Raw genomic sequence first — 18,895 nt, 5'->3', positions numbered from 1 at the left:
CGCCGCAACTCTATGAATGGGTTTTGATTTGGTGGCAGCTATAACAACTCTCCTGTTTCTTGCAGTGAATGTAAGCGATGATAAATTCCACCTTGCGATAAAAGCTGTTGATGTGAGCCAACCTCCACAACTTGACCTTTATCTAAAACCACAATTTTATCGGCTTCGCGTACAGTACTAAGCCGATGAGCAATCACAATCGTGGTGCGCGTTCCCTGAATACGACGCATAGCAAGTTGAATCGATCGCTCCGATTCGTAATCAAGACTAGAAGTCGCCTCATCAAATACAAGAATGTCAGGATTGACTAACAACGCCCGTGCAATGCCCAATCGCTGACGCTGACCGCCAGAGAGCCTTACACCTCTCTCCCCAACGATGGTGTTATAGCCACGCGGTAATAGATGCAAAAACTCATCAACACTGGCGATCGCACAGGCTTCCTTAACTTCAGCAAAGGTGGCGTTCGGTCTGCCATAAACGAGATTATCCATCAGAGTTCCATTAAATATATCGACCTCTTGATGTACGATCGCTAGACGTTTGCGATAGCCAGTGATATCGAGTTCTGTGATATTTGTTCCATCGATCAAAATCCCGCCACCCGATGGCTCAAAGTAACGAAATAGCATTTTCACTAATGTCGATTTACCTGAACCCGATCGCCCAACTAGCGCTACAGTTTCATAGGGTTCGATTGTGAACTGGATCTTTTCTAGAACAGGGCGATCGCGATCGTAGCCAAAGGTGAGATTGCGAAATTCTACTTTGCCATCAAAGCGATATTGGGGATATTTAGTGTTTGGATGGAGTGCGATCGCAGCGTCTTGACCGTTCGCTTGCTTCATGAACTCATGAAAGCGCATCATCGAAGAATAGCGACGAGCAAACACTTCGGCGAGTAAACAAATCGGCTTGATTTCAGAATAAGCCATACTTGCCAAAGTGGAAATCGTAATAAAATGCCCGATCGACATCGTTCCATCGAAGGTAGCAAATAGCGCCGCCCCAAACACCACAAATTGACAGGATTCTAGAACAGTGTCTCGCACCATGCCCAGCTTCACATAGCCAATGTGGATTCCCCAGAGCGATACTTTTGCTTCCCGTTCGAGGCGATCGCTTTGGCGTTTATATTCTTTGGCTTCGTTAGCAAAAGCCTTGACTGTCTTGATATTAGTAATAATTTCTGAAGTACGACTCTCTGTATTTTCTTGATGTATATCTAACCTCTCTTCAGAAACAGTCAGTCCTTTCAATGCTTGTAAACTTCCTAAGAGCACCACTATAAATGACACTAAAAAGAAAGCCGAAATCCACCATGCGATCGCGCAAATAATTACAAAAATACCGAGGATTCGCACAACTTTAGGAATCAATTGCCCTGCAATTTCGGGATATGACCACATGTGATTGGCTAATCCTCGCGCCACCCGTCCTGCAATCCGCCCCGCGTTATGCTCATCATAAAACTCAATGGGCAAAGTCAAGATTTTGGCGATCGCCTTTTGAGTTTGGTCACGACGAGATTTGAGGGCGATTTCCCAATGAAAGTTATTGGCAAACCAAACCTGTATTGGCGCACGGATGACTGTGACTACAAAAATCAACCCCGACAGAGTGATTAATGAAGTTGTCTGAGTCACAGGTTGACCAAACAGACTCACTGCACCGACAACCAAGCCATTAATTTCGCGATCGAGCGATCGCCCTGATAGTAAATTCAGGATCTGTCCGACCGTGTAGGGAACAGTCAGATCGATAATTTCAAATGCGCTAGACCCTGCAATGCTCCAGATTGCCTTTGTCCAATAGCGTTTAAAGTAACGGACTACATCCCACAAATTTGCTGTCATGCTCGTCAAAATCCAAAATGAGAAAACTGTGAACTAATTTGATGAAGCACTGACCTAATATTAAACCAACAGCAATTAATCGGTATTGAATCGGCGCTACGGTAAATTCAATGCAGACTTTAGACAGTTATTAACTTTTTTCATACCAGAATCAGGTAACCGCCCCAATTTACGCAGGATTTTTTCTTTGTCCAGTGTCAGTAGATTGACATTGTTAACAACAGAATCCTGTCTCAAACCAGATTCTTGCCCCTCTTGAGTTGCAATCTCGATCAATGATTGCGTTGGTTCTAAGGATCGCTGTGTCATACTCGTGATTTGAGCCACGATTGTATTTTTGAGGCGTTGGTTATCTCGATCATTTTGAATCACAAGGACAGGACGAACTTTAGTCCCGATGCCAGAGGTATAGGGATAATCCACCAACACAACGTCACCGCGTTGAATATTCATGCCTGTCTCCGAGGATCTAGATCGTTATAGATATCCATTGCGGGGTCATCCCATCCTTCTTTACCGAATACTTCCATCGTGGGAAGATACATATCATCAAGGAACTGGCTATTTTGTTCTTCTATCAAAAGTGCTTTTAATCTTGCATATACAGCTTCTGAAATCAGTACATAGGTTGTGTCTGTGTCTGGATCTATGGCACGAGGAGGGGTTTCGCCCTGTTTGCTCACAGCTTGTCTCTGTTCAAGAGTTAGTTCGATCATTTCTTACCTCTCTATTTTTATGTGTAAACTTACTATTTTGATAAGCGATCGCCTAATGTTTGCTTAATACAAGAAGTTCCTCTTGAATGACTCGGCGCAATGTTTCTTCGTCTAGAGATGGCTTTACTTTGTTAAGGTATTCCCGCAAAGCTTCATTCATAATCGTTTGATACCCCTTCCCAGCAGAGTCACCACGTTCTCGAAATGCTTCAAGGACATCTTCATCAATATAAATCATTATGCGGGTTTTGCCTGTTTGGGGAATCACAGCCCCACGCTTAGCTTGACTAAAATCATATTCCGTCTTCATAATTAAGGAATTACACTCTACAAAAATCAACAGACAGGCGATCGCATAGCCTCACATAATTTCTTCAGCCAAAAGTTTACCTTTGACCCGTTCATATTCATCTTCAAGAAACCACTCTTGGGCTGCTTGATAGTTTGAATGAGAAACTACGAGTTTGTAATCTGATGCAGGATTAAAAATATTACATCTACCATCATGATCACCGACAAGCATCAGAATTTTCGGTGGGAAAGGGACTGGATCAACCCAAAGTTCGATAAATTTCCAAGTTTTAGCCTGTTTTTCGAGGGCTGGTGGGAGAGATTGCATGATCTTCAACAAAAACCACCAAAATTCATAGTATTTAATTAATGGTTTTGTTTTTAAATATAGATTAAAATCTATGATTTTAATAAGATAACATAAAGCCAAAATCATCATTTAGCTACTTTTTAACACATATTCCCGCCTCAACATGACGATATACTGATAACCATCAAGGTATATCTACTTAAATAACATAACCAATAGAGTCAATTGCTGAAGCAATAGCCCAAGCCGTGACTTAAAATAACAAACGTTTAGGATGTACTGCATATCCTAGATAACTAGCAAAAACTAGCACTACTTAACCAGAGCAACAGTTTACAGAGTAAAGAGGCGATCGCAAATCATGGTGATGATTGAAACCAAAGCCGAACGCATGGTCATAAATATGGGACCTCACCACCCATCCATGCACGGCGTTCTCAGACTTATCGTCACGCTAGACGGCGAAAACGTAGTCGATTGCGAACCAGTATTAGGTTACTTGCATCGCTCGATGGAAAAAATCGCCGAAAATCGCACGATTATCCAATATTTGCCCTACGTGACCCGATGGGATTACCTTGCGACCATGTTCACCGAGGCAATCACAGTCAATGCACCCGAAAAACTAGCTAATGTGCCAGTGCCGCGTCGCGCCAGCTACATCCGCATGATCATGCTAGAACTTAGCCGCATCGCCTCTCACCTACTGTGGCTCGGCACATTCGTCGCAGATATTGGCGCACAAACACCATTTTTCTATGTCTTCCGCGAACGGGAAATGATCTATGACCTGTTTGAGGCAGCAACAGGGATGCGGATGATGCACAACTATTTCCGCATCGGAGGAGTTGCCGCCGACCTACCCTACGGCTGGATCGAGAAATGCGAAGACTTTTGTAATTACTTCGTACCCGTTATCGACGAATACGAAAAATTAATTACCAATAATCCCATCTTCCGTAAAAGAATTGAAGGACTTGGCACGATCACACGCGATGAAGCCATCAACTGGGGATTGTCGGGACCAATGTTACGTGGTTCAGGCGTAAAGCTGGATTTGCGCAAAGTCGATCACTACGAGCTTTACGATGAACTCGATTGGAATGTGCAGTGGGACAATGGCGGCGACTGCCTCGCCCGCTATCTAGTGCGTGTTCGCGAAATGCGTGAATCCTCGAAGATGATCCTGCAATGTCTCAAGCAAATCCCTGGTGGATCATACGAAAACCTTGAAGCGCAGCGAGTTCTTGCAGGGCCCAAGAGTGAATGGAACTCAATGGACTATCAGTTCATCAGCAAAAAACCATCACCCACCTTCAAGGTTGCATCGGGCGAACATTATGTCCGCGTTGAAGCCCCAAAGGGTGAACTAGGCGTGTATATCATCGGTGAAGATAGCGTATTTCCTTGGCGCTTTAAAATTCGTCCACCAGGATTTATTAATTTGCAAATCTTGCCAGACCTAGTGCGCGGCATGAAGCTCGCCGACATTATGGCAATCTTAGGAAGTGTGGACATTATTATGGGTGAGGTCGATCGCTAATGTACGGTGGAATTGATTTACAAAGATCTTTAATTGAAATCCTGACAGGGCTGGGATTGCCAGCCGATGTCGCCAAAGTAATTTGGATGTTATTGCCCATGGCAGTAATGGTTTTAGGTGTAACAGTCGGCGCATTGGTATGCACATGGCTAGAACGAAAAATCTCCGCCGCCGCCCAACAACGGATTGGACCTGAATATGCTGGCCCTTTTGGACTGTTGATCCCGATCGCTGATGTGGCTAAGCTAGTCATCAAGCAAGGCACGATCCCAGCTAAAGCCGATCCGTTACTCTACACAATCGGCCCAGCGCTGGTATTTACATCTGTCTTCTTGTGTTATTTAGTCATTCCCTTTGGTCAAAACCTGATCATCTCTGACATTGGTACGGGCGTATTCTTTATTATTGCCATTTCTAGTGTTGCCCCAATTGGGCTGCTGATGGCAGGTTACTCTTCTAACAATAAATACTCGTTGCTTGGTGGTTTACGTGCTGCCGCGCAATCGATTAGCTACGAAATTCCGCTTGCACTAGCTGTACTTGCCGTAGCCCTGATGACTAACGGACTTAGCACCATTGACATTGTCAACCAACAAGCTGAATATGGCATTCTCTCTTGGAATATTTGGAGACAACCAATTGGCTTCGTGATCTTCATCATTGCGGCTCTTGCAGAATGTGAGCGACTGCCCTTTGACTTGCCTGAAGCTGAAGAAGAACTAGTTGCTGGTTATCAAACTGAATATTCAGGAATCAGATTTGCATTCTTCTACGGTGGTTCCTACGCCAACCTCTTGCTAGCAGGTTTGCTAGCCTCAATTCTCTACCTCGGTGGATGGGAATTGCCTTTCCCTATTGACAGAATTAGCGAAGCGTTGGGGATTGAAGCAAATACGGCTTGGTGGCAGGTTTTAGCCGCATTTATTGGGCTAACGTCAACCCTAGTCAAAACCTACGCTTTTATCTTTTTTGCGATCCTCTTGCGTTGGACTGTTCCTCGCGTTCGCATCGACCAACTGCTCGACCTCGGCTGGAAATTCCTATTACCCATTGGACTTGCAAATCTGCTGATTACCGCAGCTTTGAAGTTAGCTTTTCCTTTTGCATTTGGCGGATAAGCCGTCACCCCTAGCCCCCTCTCTCAGAGGGAGAGGGGAAAAGATTTTTGAATTTAAAGCAGAAACCTAAAACCTAATTACCAAAATGCTGAAATTTCTAAATAAAGTTGGTGACTACACCAAAGACGCGATCCAAGCTGCCAAGTACATCGGGCAAGGTATGTCGGTAACCTTTGACCACATGCGTCGCCGTCCAATTACAGTGCAATATCCCTACGAAAAGCTAATTCCTTCCGAGCGCTTTCGTGGACGCATTCACTTTGAGTTTGACAAGTGTATTTCCTGCGAAGTTTGTGTGCGCGTATGTCCGATTAACTTGCCTGTAGTTGATTGGACATTCAACACAGAAATGAAGAAAAAAGAACTCAAGAGTTACAGCATCGACTTTGGAGTATGTATTTTTTGTGGTAACTGTGTGGAATACTGCCCCACTAATGCCTTGTCAATGACCGAAGAATACGATCTGTCTACGTTCGATCGCCATGAATTGAACTTTGATAGCGCCGCCCTCGGACGGATGCCCACTAAAGTTACTGAAGATCCTTTTGTCACGCCAATTCGCGAGCTTGCCTATTTGCCGAAGGGTGTCATCGAAGGGCATGAAGTACCTCACACTGCGAAGCGTGCTGGTCTGCGCCCCGAAGAAATTGCCGAAGCCACTTCTGAGAATAAATAACAGATAAGTAAAGAAAATTTATGATGAACAATATTGGTTTGGGCGATGGTTCGCAAACCGTATCCCTAGTTGTTTTAACAGCAATGCTAATTTCTTCGGCGATGGGTGTGGTACTTTTGCAAAATATTGTCTATGCTGCCTTTCTACTTGGAGCCTGTTTTATTAGTGTGGCGGGTTTATATCTGTTGCTAAATGCTGATTTTGTGGCGGCGGCTCAGGTTTTAATCTATGTCGGTGCTGTCAATATTTTGATCCTATTTGCGATCATGTTAGTGAATAAGCGCCAAGACTATCAAGAAGTCAAATATGGGGCTTTACGCAGTGTAGTTACTGGCGTTGTTTGCCTAGGCTTGTTTGGATTACTCGGAGTCACGGTAACTTCAACTAATTGGGCTGTTAGTCCCACGATCGCAAAGCTACCTTCGACGATGGTGGTGATCGGTCAGCATTTCTTCAGTGATTACTTGCTGCCTTTTGAACTAGCATCGGTTTTACTTTTAGTTGCCCTAATTGGTGCGATCGTGCTCGCTCGTCGTGAGCTAGTGCCTGATACAGTGACAGTTGGTCAAGTTGATGAAGATTCACTTGAGTTATTAGAAAAGCCCAAAGAGCAACTTGTTGCTTCTAAATAAATTTTGATTACTGCCGAAGGCAGTAATCAAAATTTGTTAGTAATACGCGATGTGCAACTAAAAGTCTGAAAACCTTGATTTATAGTACTGCACTGCTAAGCAGTTTGAATTTAAGGTAGCTCAAACAACCATAGGTCACTGGTTCAAAAATAGTTGCACATCGCGTTAGTAATTGAAATTAATAGTAAACAGATATGTCTTTAGAACCTTTTTTGATTATTGCCGCTGCACTCTTTTGCATTGGCATCTATGGATTAATTACTAGTCGTAATGCTGTGCGGGTATTGATGTCTGTGGAATTAATGTTAAATGCTGTCAATCTTAATCTGATGGCATTCTCAAATTATCTCGATTCAGCAAGTATTCGTGGTCAAGTATTTACGATCTTTGTAATTTCGATCGCTGCTGCCGAAGCCGCCGTTGGTCTTGCGATCGTGCTATCAATCTATCGCAGTCGCGACACTGTTGATATGGAGCAATTTAACTTGCTACGTTGGTAAAAGCTAGATGTATACCAATTCCCAAAATGCCTACGCAATTTTGAGGATTGGTATTACATTTTTTGTACGATCCTAAAAATAATGCAGAACTTTTTACAACAAATTTGGTTAAAGCTTTCAGAGCCTCGCAGTTTAAGATTTCTAGTGGTTGGGATACTTGGGGCACTAACAAATATTTTGCTTCTTGCAGCTTTAGTTGATTGCTTACATTGGGAGACAACCTTTTTGCGATCGCTTGCCAATATTATTGCCACTGAAATTTGCTTAGTTGCAAGTTTTTTTGCCTATCGGCAGATTGTTTGGCAAATAGAAGAATTTGATTGGCGATTAGTATTGCAAACCGAATTACCAACCTATCACCTATCAATAGCTTTGGTAATCGCAATTCGGTCTTTATTACTATTCCCATTTATGGATTGGCTAGGGATCGATCCTGTTGTGAACTCTGGGATTGGGATTGGGATTGGCGCAATTTTAACCTATACATTGAGTGAAAAATTTATATTTACGGCAAGAATACCCCTTTCTTAAAAATACAACCCCAAAAAGTATAAGGCGGCGCTTTATACTTTTTGGGGTTTATATCCTAACAAGACTGGCGAAAGCTAGATCATAAAATTGATTGCAGAATATAGCTCAAACCAGCGCTGGATAGAGGAACTGAGAGGTTATCTGTGCCACCTGGGGAATAGGCTTCAAGTAAAGCCGCGATCGCAGCAACAGGCATCGCAACTCCAATGTCACGGCTATGGATACCGTGAGTAAGCCCAAAAATACCGATCATCACCATAAAGCTGGTGACAAACATTGCAAATGAGCCTTCAAGACTACGTTTATTACCGTGATGCACAAAGGCGTGTTTGCCAAAGCGTTTGCCGATTAGCGCCGCCATGCCGTCACCCCAAGACATGACCATTACGCCAATGACGGCATATTGCGGATGGCTATCCCATAAAAGCGCTACTAAAATCGTGATACTAAGCGCATAGTAAAACACGCCGTAGGTTTTGCGCCCGACATCATGGATCATTGGCAAGATATTTGTATAGTGAGAGGCTAAGGCGATCGCACTAAATGTCACGCCTGCGGCAATACATAGCCATGTCGGGATATGTAGCCACCAAGCGATCAGCAAGACATTGCCAGTACCAATATGCACAACTTTGCGAACTAGTTCTGGATCTTGCTTGAGGCGGCGCAAGATATCTGAAGCTAGAAATACTAGACCTAGCCAAATAGCCACAGCACTAATCTGGATCGTTAGGTCGGTGATCGGAGAGATGTCGCTAGTTATGGGCATATGACAAGCTATCTATATATAGTAGGCGAGCAAAAAGTTTATAAGCCATTACCATTGATGATAAATGGTGAAAAATATTAACGGTGATTGAAGCTGCTATTCCCATTATCAGCATTGGTTTTGATGAAAGTCTGCCGAGGATGAACTTTCATCAAAACCAATGCTGATTTTTTTAGCGCTGTCTTTAATCAAAACTCAACATTGGTTTCATAATTAGAATTGCTGGCTATTCTTGCTAGAGTTAACAAGCACTCTTGGAGATTTTGCTAATACTTCAGCTTTGGTTAGATCAACATCTTGAAGTATGTCATAAAAAGCATCCATTAGAGCTTGAATAGCAACATCGGGAAAGGCTCAATAGGTTATTCGGGGAGGTCAATACCTTCTCACGATCGCGAGAGCCTTAGCGATGCAACCGAAAATCATGCTCTTTGATGAGCCGACTTCTTCGCTCGATCCTGAGATAGTGCGCGAAGTATTGAATGTGATGCGATCGCTAGCTGATTCAGGCATGACAATGGTGGTCGTGACGCATGAGGTGGACTTTGCCCGTGAGGTCGTCGATCGCATTGTGTTTATGGATGGTGGTGTAATTGTGGAGGAGGCAACTCCTGAGGTGTTTTTCCAAAATTCTAAAGAAGAACGTACAAAGAAATTTTTGTCACAGATTTTGTAAAATATAATAGAGAAAAAGGATGGTTCGATGAAAATATATTTAGAAAAAGCCATATTTGTAAATAGAGCACCATTTGACAAATTAGAATTAGATTTCAATCAAAATGAAATAGCTGTAATAACGGCTGTGAATGGGCGAGGTAAAACAACATTAATTTCGCACATAGTAGATACATTCTATGAAATGGCAAAGCCATATTTCCCTGAAGAGTTTAAAGGGAAAGAAAATAAATATTATCGAATTTCTAAACCAATTTTTAATGTAAACCAAACTGAACCATCTTTTGTATATTTAAGATTTAAGTTTTTAGAAGAGAATATTGATTACATTGATATTAGAAATAATTTTACGGAACAACAATATAATGAAGCTATTACCATAGAGAATAAAATTCCTTTTGAGCAATTTCGGACAAATTTAAATGAAGCCGATAATATTAAACTAGTTTCACCAAATCTTGAAGGAAGAAAATCTAAAATATTATTTTCAGCTAATATTTTAACTTATTTCCCCTCTTATAGATTCGAGCTTTCTGGCTATCTTAATGATCCTTATAAGGTAAAACTAGAGTTTAGTAAAGAAAATATCTTTGCGGGATATTTACGAAATCCAATTGAAGTCATATCTGGGTTACCTCAACTTGCTAATTGGTTATTGGATATTGCTCTTGATTTGCAATACACCAACACTGGAGTGATTACTTTGATGAGTAATTTAAACACAATAATTACACAAACACTTATTTCAAAAAACTATGGAGAACTCTCCTTTGGAGTTGGCACACGAAGTTATGGTGCTACACGCATCCAAATTACGGATCGCCAGAGTAGTGAGTCAATTTATCCTAGCATTTTCAATCTTTCCTCTGGCGAATCTTCTATTCTTTGCCTTTTTGGAGAGATACTTAGACAGGCAGATAATAACAATAACAATATTAAATTAGAAGAAATCACAGGTATCGTACTCATTGATGAAGTAGACAAACATCTTCACATCAAGCTTCAGAAAGAAGTTTTACCTTACCTTTTTAGTGCTTTTCCCAATGTACAGTTTATTGTAAGTTCTCATTCTCCATTTCTAAGTATGGGATTGGCTGAAGTGGTTCAAGAAAGAACGAAAATTATTGATCTTGACAATTTAGGGATTTCTACAGATCCAACATCAAATGAGCTTTACAACGAAGTTTATAATATGATGATTGGAGAAAATGATCGATTTAAAGAAATTTATCAAACCCTAGAAGCAAAGATTAAAGAATCAAACAAGCCACTCATTATTACAGAAGGAAAAACAGATATTCAACATATTAAGAAAGCCAAGGAAAGACTTGGTATATCTTGTATTGATGTAGATTATTTTAATGCAGAATGCGCCTCGAAGCTAAAAGCAATGCTTGATCAACTGAGTAAAATACATCAATCAAGAAAGATTATAGGTGTTTTTGATAGGGATGAGCGGGATGTTATTTCTGATATAGAAAAAGGTAACCAACCATTTAAAAAATATGGAAACAATGTTTATGCATTCTGTATACCAGCACCTAATAAGAGAGAGCATTACACAAACATCTCAATAGAATTCTACTATTCTGATAAAAATTTAAAAACAGAACATGATGGAAAATGTTTGTATTTTGATAATGAATTGAATTTTGATAGTAAACGAAAGCCAATTTCAGTTAATCATGAAGCTGAAGATGAAGCTGACAAGAAAATATGTTGTAAAGATATAGGAGAATTAGGCTGGATTCATTCAAAAGCAAAATTTGCTGATTTAGTGGAAACTGATGAAGACTTTATCAGTCAATTTGATTTTGATAATTTTAATCTCATATTTGAAAAAATTAAAAGTATTATCGATCTTTAAGTAAGATGTCTTCAAATTTAGTAACTATCCTGAGAATAATTTAATCAAGCAATATGATATGCCAAAAAAAATTCGAGAGCTAAAAAGTATGCTTCTCAAAGCGGGATTTACCTATCGTCCCGCTAAAGGCAGCCATACAGTTTGGGAACATCCACAAACTCCTGACAAAATTACACTTTGTGGTGGTGATGGCGATGATGCTCCACGCTATTTGGAAAAAAGAGTTTTGCAAGACTTGAAAAAATTACAGGAAACAGAAGAATGAACTACCACTACAGCATGACTATTCAATGGTCAGATGAAGACAACCTCTTTCTGGTCACATTGCCAGAATTTACAGATGTGATGCAACCATGTACACATGGTAAAACCTATATCGAAGCTGTAAATAATGCCCAAGATTTAATTGACTCACTGATTGAAATTTATCAGGAAGATGGACAGCAAATTCCTCAACCACGAGTTTTACAAGCAGCATAGCAATGGAATGTAGTTACTGCAAAGACCACCTGAAATCTACGATAGATTTGTATACTTAGATCTATGAGCTATTGCCTTAATCCTCACTGCCAAAAGCCTGAGAACTTAGATAGTGCCGAGGTTTGCCCAACCTGCGGCGCAAAGTTGTTATTGGGCGATCGCTATCGTTCAGTCAAGCTATTGGGGCGTGGTGGTATGGGGCGGACATTTTTAGCGATCGATCAGTTAAAACCATCCAAACCATTTTGTGCAATCAAGCAATTTTGCCCTCAATCCAAAGGCAATGTTAGCCAAAAGGCTGAGGAACTTTTTCAACAGGAAGTAATACGCCTTGATGAGTTGGGACATCATCCTCAGGTACCAGAACTGCTTGCCCATTATATTCAGGAGGAGCAACAATATCTAGTCCAAGAATTTATCTCAGGACAGAATCTTAATGATGAACTAAAGGAGCAAGGAGCATTTAGTCAGGGCAAAATCCGTCAATTGCTCATTTCTCTTTTACCTGTACTGCAATTCATCCATGCTCAGAATGTTATCCACCGTGATATTAAGCCAGAAAATATTATTCGTCGTCAAAAGCTTCATCATCAAGCCAGCAAAGATTTTGATGGTTTAGTTTTAGTGGATTTTGGGGCGGCGAAGTATGCGATTAATGCAGATATGCGGCAAACTGGAACCAGCATTGGTAGTCCTGAATTTGTTGCGCCAGAACAAGCAAGGGGAAAAGCTCTCTTTAATAGTGATTTATATAGTTTGGGCGTTACTTGCGTTCATCTACTAACCCAAGCCTCTCCCTTTGATTTAATCGATATTGATCACAATTGGGTTTGGCGTGATTATTTGAATGGAAATACTGTCAGCAACGATCTTGGTAAAATTCTTGATAAATTGATTGCGATCGCACCAAGCAGAAGATATCAGTCTGCGGATGAAGTACTGAAGGATCTGTATCAGCAAGATGCGATCGCCATAAGCAGCAATACTGTAGCTGAATCCCAGCAATCCAATATTATCTCTCATCCGACATCGATTCACGAAGATCTCGGCAATGGCATTGTTTTAGAAATGACATCCATTCCTGCGGGAGAATTTATCATGGGTTCTCCTGAAAATGAGGAATCCCATGAAAACACTGAAAGCCCTCAACATCGAGTCAAAATCTCTCCTTTCTTTATGGGGATTTTCCAGATTACACAGGCACAGTTTCGAGTAATTATGAATGCTAGCCCTTCCTATATGGTTAGCGACGATCATCCTGTCGAATGTGTCTCTTGGAATGCTGTGGTTGAATTTTGTACGCTCCTATCTCAAAAAACAGGACGCAATTACCGATTACCTAGTGAAGCCGAGTGGGAATATGCCTGTCGTGCTAATACCAAAACTCCTTTCCACTTTGGGTCTGCCATTAATACTGACCTAGCAAACTATGATGGCAGATATGTCTATCGCTCTGGCACAAGAGGCGAATACCGTCAAACTACTACGCCTGTAGGAAGTTTCCCCCCGAATGCCTTTGGTCTCTATGATATGCATGGCAACGTTTGGGAATGGTGTCAAGATCTATGGCATGACGACTATATTGGTGCGCCTACGAATGGCAATGCTTGGGAAAGTGGAAGAAGTTCTATGTATCGAGTATTAAGGGGTGGTTCGTGGTACGGATATCCTTGGTACTGTCGCTCGGCTGCGCGTGGAAGAGGCAAACAAAGTGATTGGAAACTTTATTATGGGTTTCGTGTGGCTTTAACTCTTTAGAAAGAAAGCAGTGCTTTCTCTCTAAAATTAATGTGATATTATCTGAATGCAGAAAAGTTTCATCTAAGCCCCTAACCTCAATATAGCTTTTAAAATTATGGCATTAGGAAATTTACGACAAAATCTTGACTTTCTCTCGACGCTAAAAGGCGTTATGACTTTATTGAAAGATCCCTCTCAAACTGAGTCTGTGTATGATGTGGAAGATGGACTACGCCATACAAAAGCGACAGAACTAGCTGTGGAGTTTGTCAAGTCTAAGACTGAAGTAGCAGAACTCTTTCAAGAGCGTTATTTAGCGCCATCAGTTAATCTTGAGGCTTTACTGCAACTACCTGAAGCATCTCTCGGATATGCCTATGCTACCTATATCAAAGATGCAGGTTTCGATCCTAACTTCTATCGTCTCGTCAAAGTCGAAGATGATGTCAGCTATTTTCTATTGCGGATGCGGCAAACCCATGATATTTGGCATATTGTCGCTGGCTTTAGTACTGATGTTTTTGGAGAATTAGGTTTAAAGGCTTTTGAACTAGCCCAGACTCATCGCACCATGTCAGCAGTTCTAATTGCAGGCGGATTACTCAGCACTCTATTCAAGCATCCTGAACAATTGGATAAGTTGCTAGAGCAGATTGCGATTGGTTATAGATTGGGCGCAAAAGCCAAGCCGTTCTTTGCTAAAAAATGGGAAGAAAATTGGGAGAGACCATTGCTAGAGTGGCGGCAAGAGTTAAATATAGAACCGATGAAAGAATTTGTACCTTAGGGTGATCAAAATGTTTGAATTTTGGATATAGCAATTTATTGCAAGGTTAATGCTACGGCATCAAGACAATCTATGATTTGAGCTTCTAGAATTGCAATTATAAAAATTACTGGAGATTAAAAACTATGCGACAAACTGGACTTGGCAAAGATACACCAGCTTGGATTATGCAAGTATGGGCGGCTTTTATCATCTCTACAGTCGGAACTGGTGTTGGCATCTTCTATTTAGAAGGTAATTCTTGGCAAAAAGCTTTTGTCGGTATGGGATATGTTTTCTCTGTGTCATCAACTTTTACACTAGCAAAAACCATTCGTGACAATCAGGAAAAATAGCTTTTTTGAAAAAACAGAAAGGAGCGCTTTGCGCTCCTTTCTGTTTTTTGGTTTTTGAAGTGATCGTTACAAAAAATGCAACAGACGATATTTCTAAAATCTATGAGCTTATACTGATGCAAACTTTATTGTTGGTCATAAAGCTATGCAGTCTTTGACGTTTCCTTTGGCAAGCCCGTGATCGCTTTTCCAAATTTTTCGCTTTTAGCATCCCAACTTTCAAAGATGTTCGCGATTATCAGATTATATTTTTATCGGTCTTTTTCCTACTTGGGGTGAGTACCCGCGATTGGTCGTAAGTAGCTAGGCATAATTAAAACCCAAAACCAAAGTTTGAGTCGCCCGCTGCGCGGGCGACTCAAACTTCTAGGTTTTAAGGTTACTTATGCCTAGCTACTTAGAAACTCTAACGGCTGAAGAAATAAAGAAGGATAGGAAGCCACAATCTATCTTTGCCTGCCATAACGCCAAAAAATACTTGACAGTAAAGGCGATTTTACTTGCAGATGTTGATATCTCGACCAAATATAGTTACAAAAATCTGATACATTTGGCTTAATCTAAAAACTAATTTTTAGGATTAGCATCTGAGGCTGATGCCATGACACAAAATCCACTAGTTGAACAAGCCAAACAGGGCAACGTTAATGCGATCGCATCGCTCATGAATCGGTTGCTCAAATCTCAAGCAATGCTAGCAAACGTTGAGCGTGACGGCGATCGCTTAGAAATTTTAATTGAGTCAGATCTGCGATCGCTAGACGATGAGGTGCGTATTCCTAATCGGCAGGTACTAGTGGGAATGCTCAAAAAATGGTTTGTTACCCTTGAAGTTAAGAATGTTTCGATGATTTCGGTGTCTTGGCAGCAAACAGGATTTGATGAACCTGCATGGACTGAGGAAATATACTTAGTTGAGCAAGAAAATCTCAATATTAGTGAAAATGGCGGAATCACTGAGACGCAACAACGTCCTAGAATACCTCCTCTACCAGTATTGCCACTAAAATCTATGCATGATCGCAGCGATCGCGCAAATAGCGAAAACAATCCTCCAGCAGCTAGTCCAGACCTAGATGAAATGTTTGGAGACACGAGTTTTCCCGAATCTTTACCAAATATTAATACAACTAATTATCTAGATTCTGATTTAGCTAAAATGCGATCGGCAAAGGAAGCAGAGCTATTATTTTTTTCTGACGTTCCATTAAGTCCTGATTATACTGAGAGTAATGATTTACCCTCTGAAGCAACAACTCCTTCCCCTAATAACATTTCTTGGCAAGCTTTAATTAGAACCCCAGTTTTTGCACTTCAGCTTGTTCAATACGTTATTGTTAGTGTAATTATTATTGCCACCTTAAGAGGAATCCATACTGTCTTTGGTAGTAGCAAAGCACCTAAAGCTACATCTGTTTCACCACAATTGGTTATTAAGTAAGGATTATTGTGTCAACTCAATTCCATGTTTGTATTACTTTAGGAACTCGTCCAGAAGCAATTAAACTTGCCCCAATCATTCATCTATTCAGAAATAATCCTAACTTCCTAACTTCGGTAATTTTGACTGGACAACATCGAGAAATGGTAGAACAGGTGATGCATCTGTTTGAACTCAAAGCAGATTATGACTTGGACATCATGCAGCCGAAGCAAACTCTCACCCAAATTACTTGTAACAGTTTGATCGGTTTAGAGAAGTTATACAAGGAGATTCAGCCAAATATTGTTTTAGTCCAAGGTGACACGACCACAGCTTTTGCAGCGGCGTTAGCTGCTTTTTATCAGCAAATTCCTATTGGGCATGTGGAGGCAGGACTGCGAACAGACAACCTATTTAATCCATTTCCTGAAGAAGCGAATCGTCGTTTAGTTTCACAAATTGCCCAGCTTCATTTTGCGCCCACCCATGCCTCAGTGAAAAATCTCCAAGCTTCTGGCGTGAAAACAGGCATTCACAATACAGGCAATACCGTAATCGATGCGTTGTTACATGTTTCAAGGCGATCGCCTAAATGTGAGATTAAAGGCTTAGACTGGGCAGCCCATCGGGTGATCCTAGCCACAGTTCATCGTCGGGAGAATTGGGGAGAGCCGTTAGCGCAAATTATCCAAGCGTGGTTACAGATCTTGGCAGATTTTCCTGATGTGGCTCTGGTACTCCCGCTGCATCTTAATCCCGTAGTGCGAGAGCCGTTAATGGCAAAACTGGGCAATCATCCGCGTATTTTCTTAGTTGAGCCTCTAGATTATGAACAATTGGTTGGGGCAATGCAGCGCTGCTATCTGATCATGAGTGACTCAGGCGGCTTGCAAGAAGAAGCACCGAGCCTCGGTAAACCTGTACTGGTATTACGTACTACCACTGAGCGTCCAGAGGCCGTTGACGCAGGAACAAGCAAGCTGGTCGGCACAGAAACCGATAATATTGTCGCGGCGGCTTCTAAATTACTCAGCGATCGCATGACCTATGACCAAATGGCGAATATTGCTAATCCCTTTGGCGATGGCAAATCCAGTCAGCGTATCCTAGATATAGTTCATTCATTTTTAAGCGCTTTGCGCTGAAATAAAAACTAAAAATTTTGTTAAAAGTGTTCCCTTGCAACACTTTTAACAAAATTTTTGTAATTGCTGTAAGAAATGTTATGCCACTTTCTAGACGGAAGCTCCTGACTACCCTTGGTGTAGCAGCAAGTACAGTATTGCTAAATAACTGTACTTCCAAACCTTTGCCTAAACAGCCATTTCAGATTAATACTGATGTGAAGGTGTCCGACATTCCAGAAGTACAATCAGTACGACTTGGCATAATTCCATCGCTCGAAGTTGCGCCAATTTTAGTTGCTAATAACAAAAAATTGTTTGCTAAATATGGCATGACAGATGTCGAAATAGTTCCATTTAGATCGTGGCAAGATATCTGCGATCGCACAGTAATAGGAACAGAGCTTGGCAAAAGTAATGATGGCATTGATGGTGGACACTTCTATAGCCCTTTGCCCGAACTAATGAATGAGGGCTTAGTCAACCAACATCCTCGTAAAACTGCCATGTATGTGCTGATGCGACTGCATACTCATGGCGGATATATCGTTGTTTCTAAACGACTTAAGCCCTTTGGCATTCAGCTTAAACGGGCTACCTTCTCGCCTTGGCAAGATGTTGCTAAGTTCTTTGGTCAGCCAATGCATGGCGCGATCGCAGAACATGGCAGTAATTACGATCTATGGCTAAGATATTGGCTAGCATCAATGGATATAATTCCTAAACAGAATATCGATATTCTGGAGATTCCATTTGATGAGATCATTCCACAAGTTAAACAGAATAAAGCGGATCTCCTCTGTCTAGATAGCTGGCGTACGCTCAAATTAATTGAAGCCCGTCTTGCAGATCCTGCGATCGCTATTGGTGAGATCTGGCGCAATTACCCAGGGGAAATTCTTGCCATGCGGGCTGATTGGGTAGATAAATATCCGATCGCTACTCAAGCGCTGCTCCAAGCAATTATGGAAGCGCAGATCTGGTGTGACGATCCAGCTAATGCCAAAGAATTGGATACACTTTTAGCTCTAAGTTTTACGAGTCGCAATCTCGTATCGGAGCCGATCAAGATGTTTTCTCAGCTTTTTCAAAATAGTCCCAAACAAAGCATGAGAAGACTGAAAATAGATATTCCTAATTCCATCAATTCCATCAAGTATTGGTCAAATGATGGTATCTCAGTTTCTTATCCATACAAAAGTCACGATCTTTGGTTTTTGACAGAATATCGTCGATGGAATCCCTTGCCTATTGATTTTGAGACTAAAGAAACCATTGATGCTGTAAACCGTGAAGATCTCTGGAAAAATGCAGCTAAAGCGATCGGTGTTCCCGATACAAATATCCCGATCTCGACTTCACGCGGTATAGAAACTTTTTTCGATGGCTTAAAGTTTGATCCTGAACACCCTATAAAAACAAAATGATGAGATGCGTTACGAAGCAACGCATCTCATCATTTTGTTTTTATAGTTATCACCAAGTGAGGTAAGACATAAAACCCATTCATAGAGTTGCGGCG

At 41.2% G+C, this 18,895-nt stretch carries 21 protein-coding genes and 1 pseudogene; 16 read left to right on the top strand and 6 right to left on the bottom strand.

The features are described 5' to 3' along the window. Nucleotides 1-38: 38 nt before the first annotated feature. From APA_RS02915 to APA_RS02895, 5 genes are all read right to left on the bottom strand, one after another. On the bottom strand, nucleotides 39-1,856 hold the full coding sequence (locus tag APA_RS02915; protein ID WP_201320822.1) for an ABC transporter ATP-binding protein: 1,818 nt from the start codon (nucleotides 1,854-1,856) through the stop codon (nucleotides 39-41). Between the two features lie 96 nt (nucleotides 1,857-1,952). After that, on the bottom strand, nucleotides 1,953-2,309 hold the full coding sequence (locus APA_RS02910; RefSeq protein ID WP_201320821.1) for a type II toxin-antitoxin system PemK/MazF family toxin: 357 nt from the start codon (nucleotides 2,307-2,309) through the stop codon (nucleotides 1,953-1,955). Next, nucleotides 2,306-2,572, bottom strand: a complete 267-nt coding sequence (locus APA_RS02905) for a hypothetical protein (protein WP_201320820.1) — start codon at nucleotides 2,570-2,572, stop codon at nucleotides 2,306-2,308. Before APA_RS02905 ends, APA_RS02910 begins: the two co-directional genes overlap by 4 nt. A gap of 52 nt (nucleotides 2,573-2,624) precedes the next feature. Beyond that, a complete protein-coding gene (locus APA_RS02900) occupies nucleotides 2,625-2,882 on the bottom strand; it encodes a BrnA antitoxin family protein (protein WP_201320819.1) in 258 nt (85 codons plus the stop codon). Nucleotides 2,883-2,933: 51 nt separating this feature from the next. After that, nucleotides 2,934-3,191 carry a hypothetical protein gene (locus tag APA_RS02895; protein ID WP_201320818.1) on the bottom strand — a complete coding sequence of 86 codons (258 nt, stop codon included), beginning with the start codon at nucleotides 3,189-3,191 and terminating at the stop codon, nucleotides 2,934-2,936. A 343-nt stretch (nucleotides 3,192-3,534) separates the two neighbouring features. Between APA_RS02895 and APA_RS02890 the strand changes: the two genes are divergently transcribed. From APA_RS02890 to APA_RS02865, 6 genes are all read left to right on the top strand, one after another. Continuing rightward, complete coding sequence (locus APA_RS02890; RefSeq protein ID WP_201320817.1) at nucleotides 3,535-4,716, top strand: NAD(P)H-quinone oxidoreductase subunit H; 1,182 nt, start codon at nucleotides 3,535-3,537, stop codon at nucleotides 4,714-4,716. Further along, the gene (nuoH, locus tag APA_RS02885) at nucleotides 4,716-5,834 is read left to right on the top strand and encodes an NADH-quinone oxidoreductase subunit NuoH (protein ID WP_103670141.1); all 1,119 of its coding nucleotides are present in this window, start codon (nucleotides 4,716-4,718) and stop codon (nucleotides 5,832-5,834) included. Before APA_RS02890 ends, nuoH begins: the two co-directional genes overlap by 1 nt. Nucleotides 5,835-5,922: 88 nt before the next feature. Next, nucleotides 5,923-6,510: an NAD(P)H-quinone oxidoreductase subunit I gene (gene ndhI, locus APA_RS02880; RefSeq protein ID WP_201320824.1), complete on the top strand. Its 588-nt coding sequence runs from the start codon at nucleotides 5,923-5,925 to the stop codon at nucleotides 6,508-6,510. 23 nt (nucleotides 6,511-6,533) lie between these two features. After that, nucleotides 6,534-7,142: an NADH-quinone oxidoreductase subunit J gene (locus APA_RS02875; protein WP_201320823.1), complete on the top strand. Its 609-nt coding sequence runs from the start codon at nucleotides 6,534-6,536 to the stop codon at nucleotides 7,140-7,142. Nucleotides 7,143-7,336: 194 nt separating this feature from the next. Then, nucleotides 7,337-7,642 carry an NADH-quinone oxidoreductase subunit NuoK gene (gene nuoK, locus APA_RS02870; protein ID WP_142656472.1) on the top strand — a complete coding sequence of 102 codons (306 nt, stop codon included), beginning with the start codon at nucleotides 7,337-7,339 and terminating at the stop codon, nucleotides 7,640-7,642. An 81-nt stretch (nucleotides 7,643-7,723) separates the two neighbouring features. Then, nucleotides 7,724-8,173 (top strand): GtrA family protein, encoded by a 450-nt coding sequence (locus APA_RS02865; protein ID WP_201320816.1) that lies wholly within the window; start codon nucleotides 7,724-7,726, stop codon nucleotides 8,171-8,173. A gap of 79 nt (nucleotides 8,174-8,252) precedes the next feature. Here APA_RS02865 and APA_RS02860 read toward each other — a convergent pair whose 3' ends face one another. Beyond that, a complete protein-coding gene (locus APA_RS02860; RefSeq protein ID WP_201320815.1) occupies nucleotides 8,253-8,942 on the bottom strand; it encodes a diacylglycerol/polyprenol kinase family protein in 690 nt (229 codons plus the stop codon). 385 nt (nucleotides 8,943-9,327) lie between these two features. Here APA_RS02860 and APA_RS02855 point away from each other — a divergent pair. The 10 genes and pseudogenes from APA_RS02855 to APA_RS02810 form a co-directional block, all read left to right on the top strand. Beyond that, nucleotides 9,328-9,618: pseudogene (locus APA_RS02855) on the top strand (AAA family ATPase); the annotation flags it as partial. A 27-nt stretch (nucleotides 9,619-9,645) separates the two neighbouring features. Further along, nucleotides 9,646-11,484, top strand: a complete 1,839-nt coding sequence (locus APA_RS02850; RefSeq protein WP_201320814.1) for an AAA family ATPase — start codon at nucleotides 9,646-9,648, stop codon at nucleotides 11,482-11,484. A 58-nt stretch (nucleotides 11,485-11,542) separates the two neighbouring features. Next, on the top strand, nucleotides 11,543-11,749 hold the full coding sequence (locus APA_RS02845; protein ID WP_201320813.1) for a type II toxin-antitoxin system HicA family toxin: 207 nt from the start codon (nucleotides 11,543-11,545) through the stop codon (nucleotides 11,747-11,749). Further along, on the top strand, nucleotides 11,746-11,964 hold the full coding sequence (locus APA_RS02840; protein WP_201320812.1) for a type II toxin-antitoxin system HicB family antitoxin: 219 nt from the start codon (nucleotides 11,746-11,748) through the stop codon (nucleotides 11,962-11,964). The genes APA_RS02845 and APA_RS02840 overlap by 4 nt, the downstream gene beginning before the upstream one ends. A gap of 63 nt (nucleotides 11,965-12,027) precedes the next feature. Next, the gene (locus APA_RS02835; RefSeq protein ID WP_201320811.1) at nucleotides 12,028-13,722 is read left to right on the top strand and encodes a bifunctional serine/threonine-protein kinase/formylglycine-generating enzyme family protein; all 1,695 of its coding nucleotides are present in this window, start codon (nucleotides 12,028-12,030) and stop codon (nucleotides 13,720-13,722) included. 97 nt (nucleotides 13,723-13,819) lie between these two features. Beyond that, nucleotides 13,820-14,491, top strand: a complete 672-nt coding sequence (locus tag APA_RS02830; RefSeq protein ID WP_201320810.1) for a Coq4 family protein — start codon at nucleotides 13,820-13,822, stop codon at nucleotides 14,489-14,491. Between the two features lie 125 nt (nucleotides 14,492-14,616). Next, complete coding sequence (locus APA_RS02825) at nucleotides 14,617-14,826, top strand: YiaA/YiaB family inner membrane protein (RefSeq protein WP_201320809.1); 210 nt, start codon at nucleotides 14,617-14,619, stop codon at nucleotides 14,824-14,826. Nucleotides 14,827-15,427: 601 nt separating this feature from the next. Next, the gene (locus tag APA_RS02820) at nucleotides 15,428-16,267 is read left to right on the top strand and encodes a hypothetical protein (RefSeq protein ID WP_201320808.1); all 840 of its coding nucleotides are present in this window, start codon (nucleotides 15,428-15,430) and stop codon (nucleotides 16,265-16,267) included. Nucleotides 16,268-16,275: 8 nt separating this feature from the next. Next, complete coding sequence (gene wecB, locus APA_RS02815) at nucleotides 16,276-17,394, top strand: non-hydrolyzing UDP-N-acetylglucosamine 2-epimerase (RefSeq protein ID WP_201320807.1); 1,119 nt, start codon at nucleotides 16,276-16,278, stop codon at nucleotides 17,392-17,394. An 80-nt stretch (nucleotides 17,395-17,474) separates the two neighbouring features. Then, nucleotides 17,475-18,800 (top strand): CmpA/NrtA family ABC transporter substrate-binding protein, encoded by a 1,326-nt coding sequence (locus tag APA_RS02810; protein WP_201320806.1) that lies wholly within the window; start codon nucleotides 17,475-17,477, stop codon nucleotides 18,798-18,800. The last annotated feature ends 95 nt before the right edge of the window (nucleotides 18,801-18,895 follow it).

This window comes from Pseudanabaena sp. lw0831 (genome assembly GCF_016584665.1).
Lineage (GTDB): Bacteria > Cyanobacteriota > Cyanobacteriia > Pseudanabaenales > Pseudanabaenaceae > Pseudanabaena.
The sequence above is the reverse complement of the archived record's forward strand: the minus strand, read 5'-3'. Positions and strand labels throughout refer to the sequence as shown.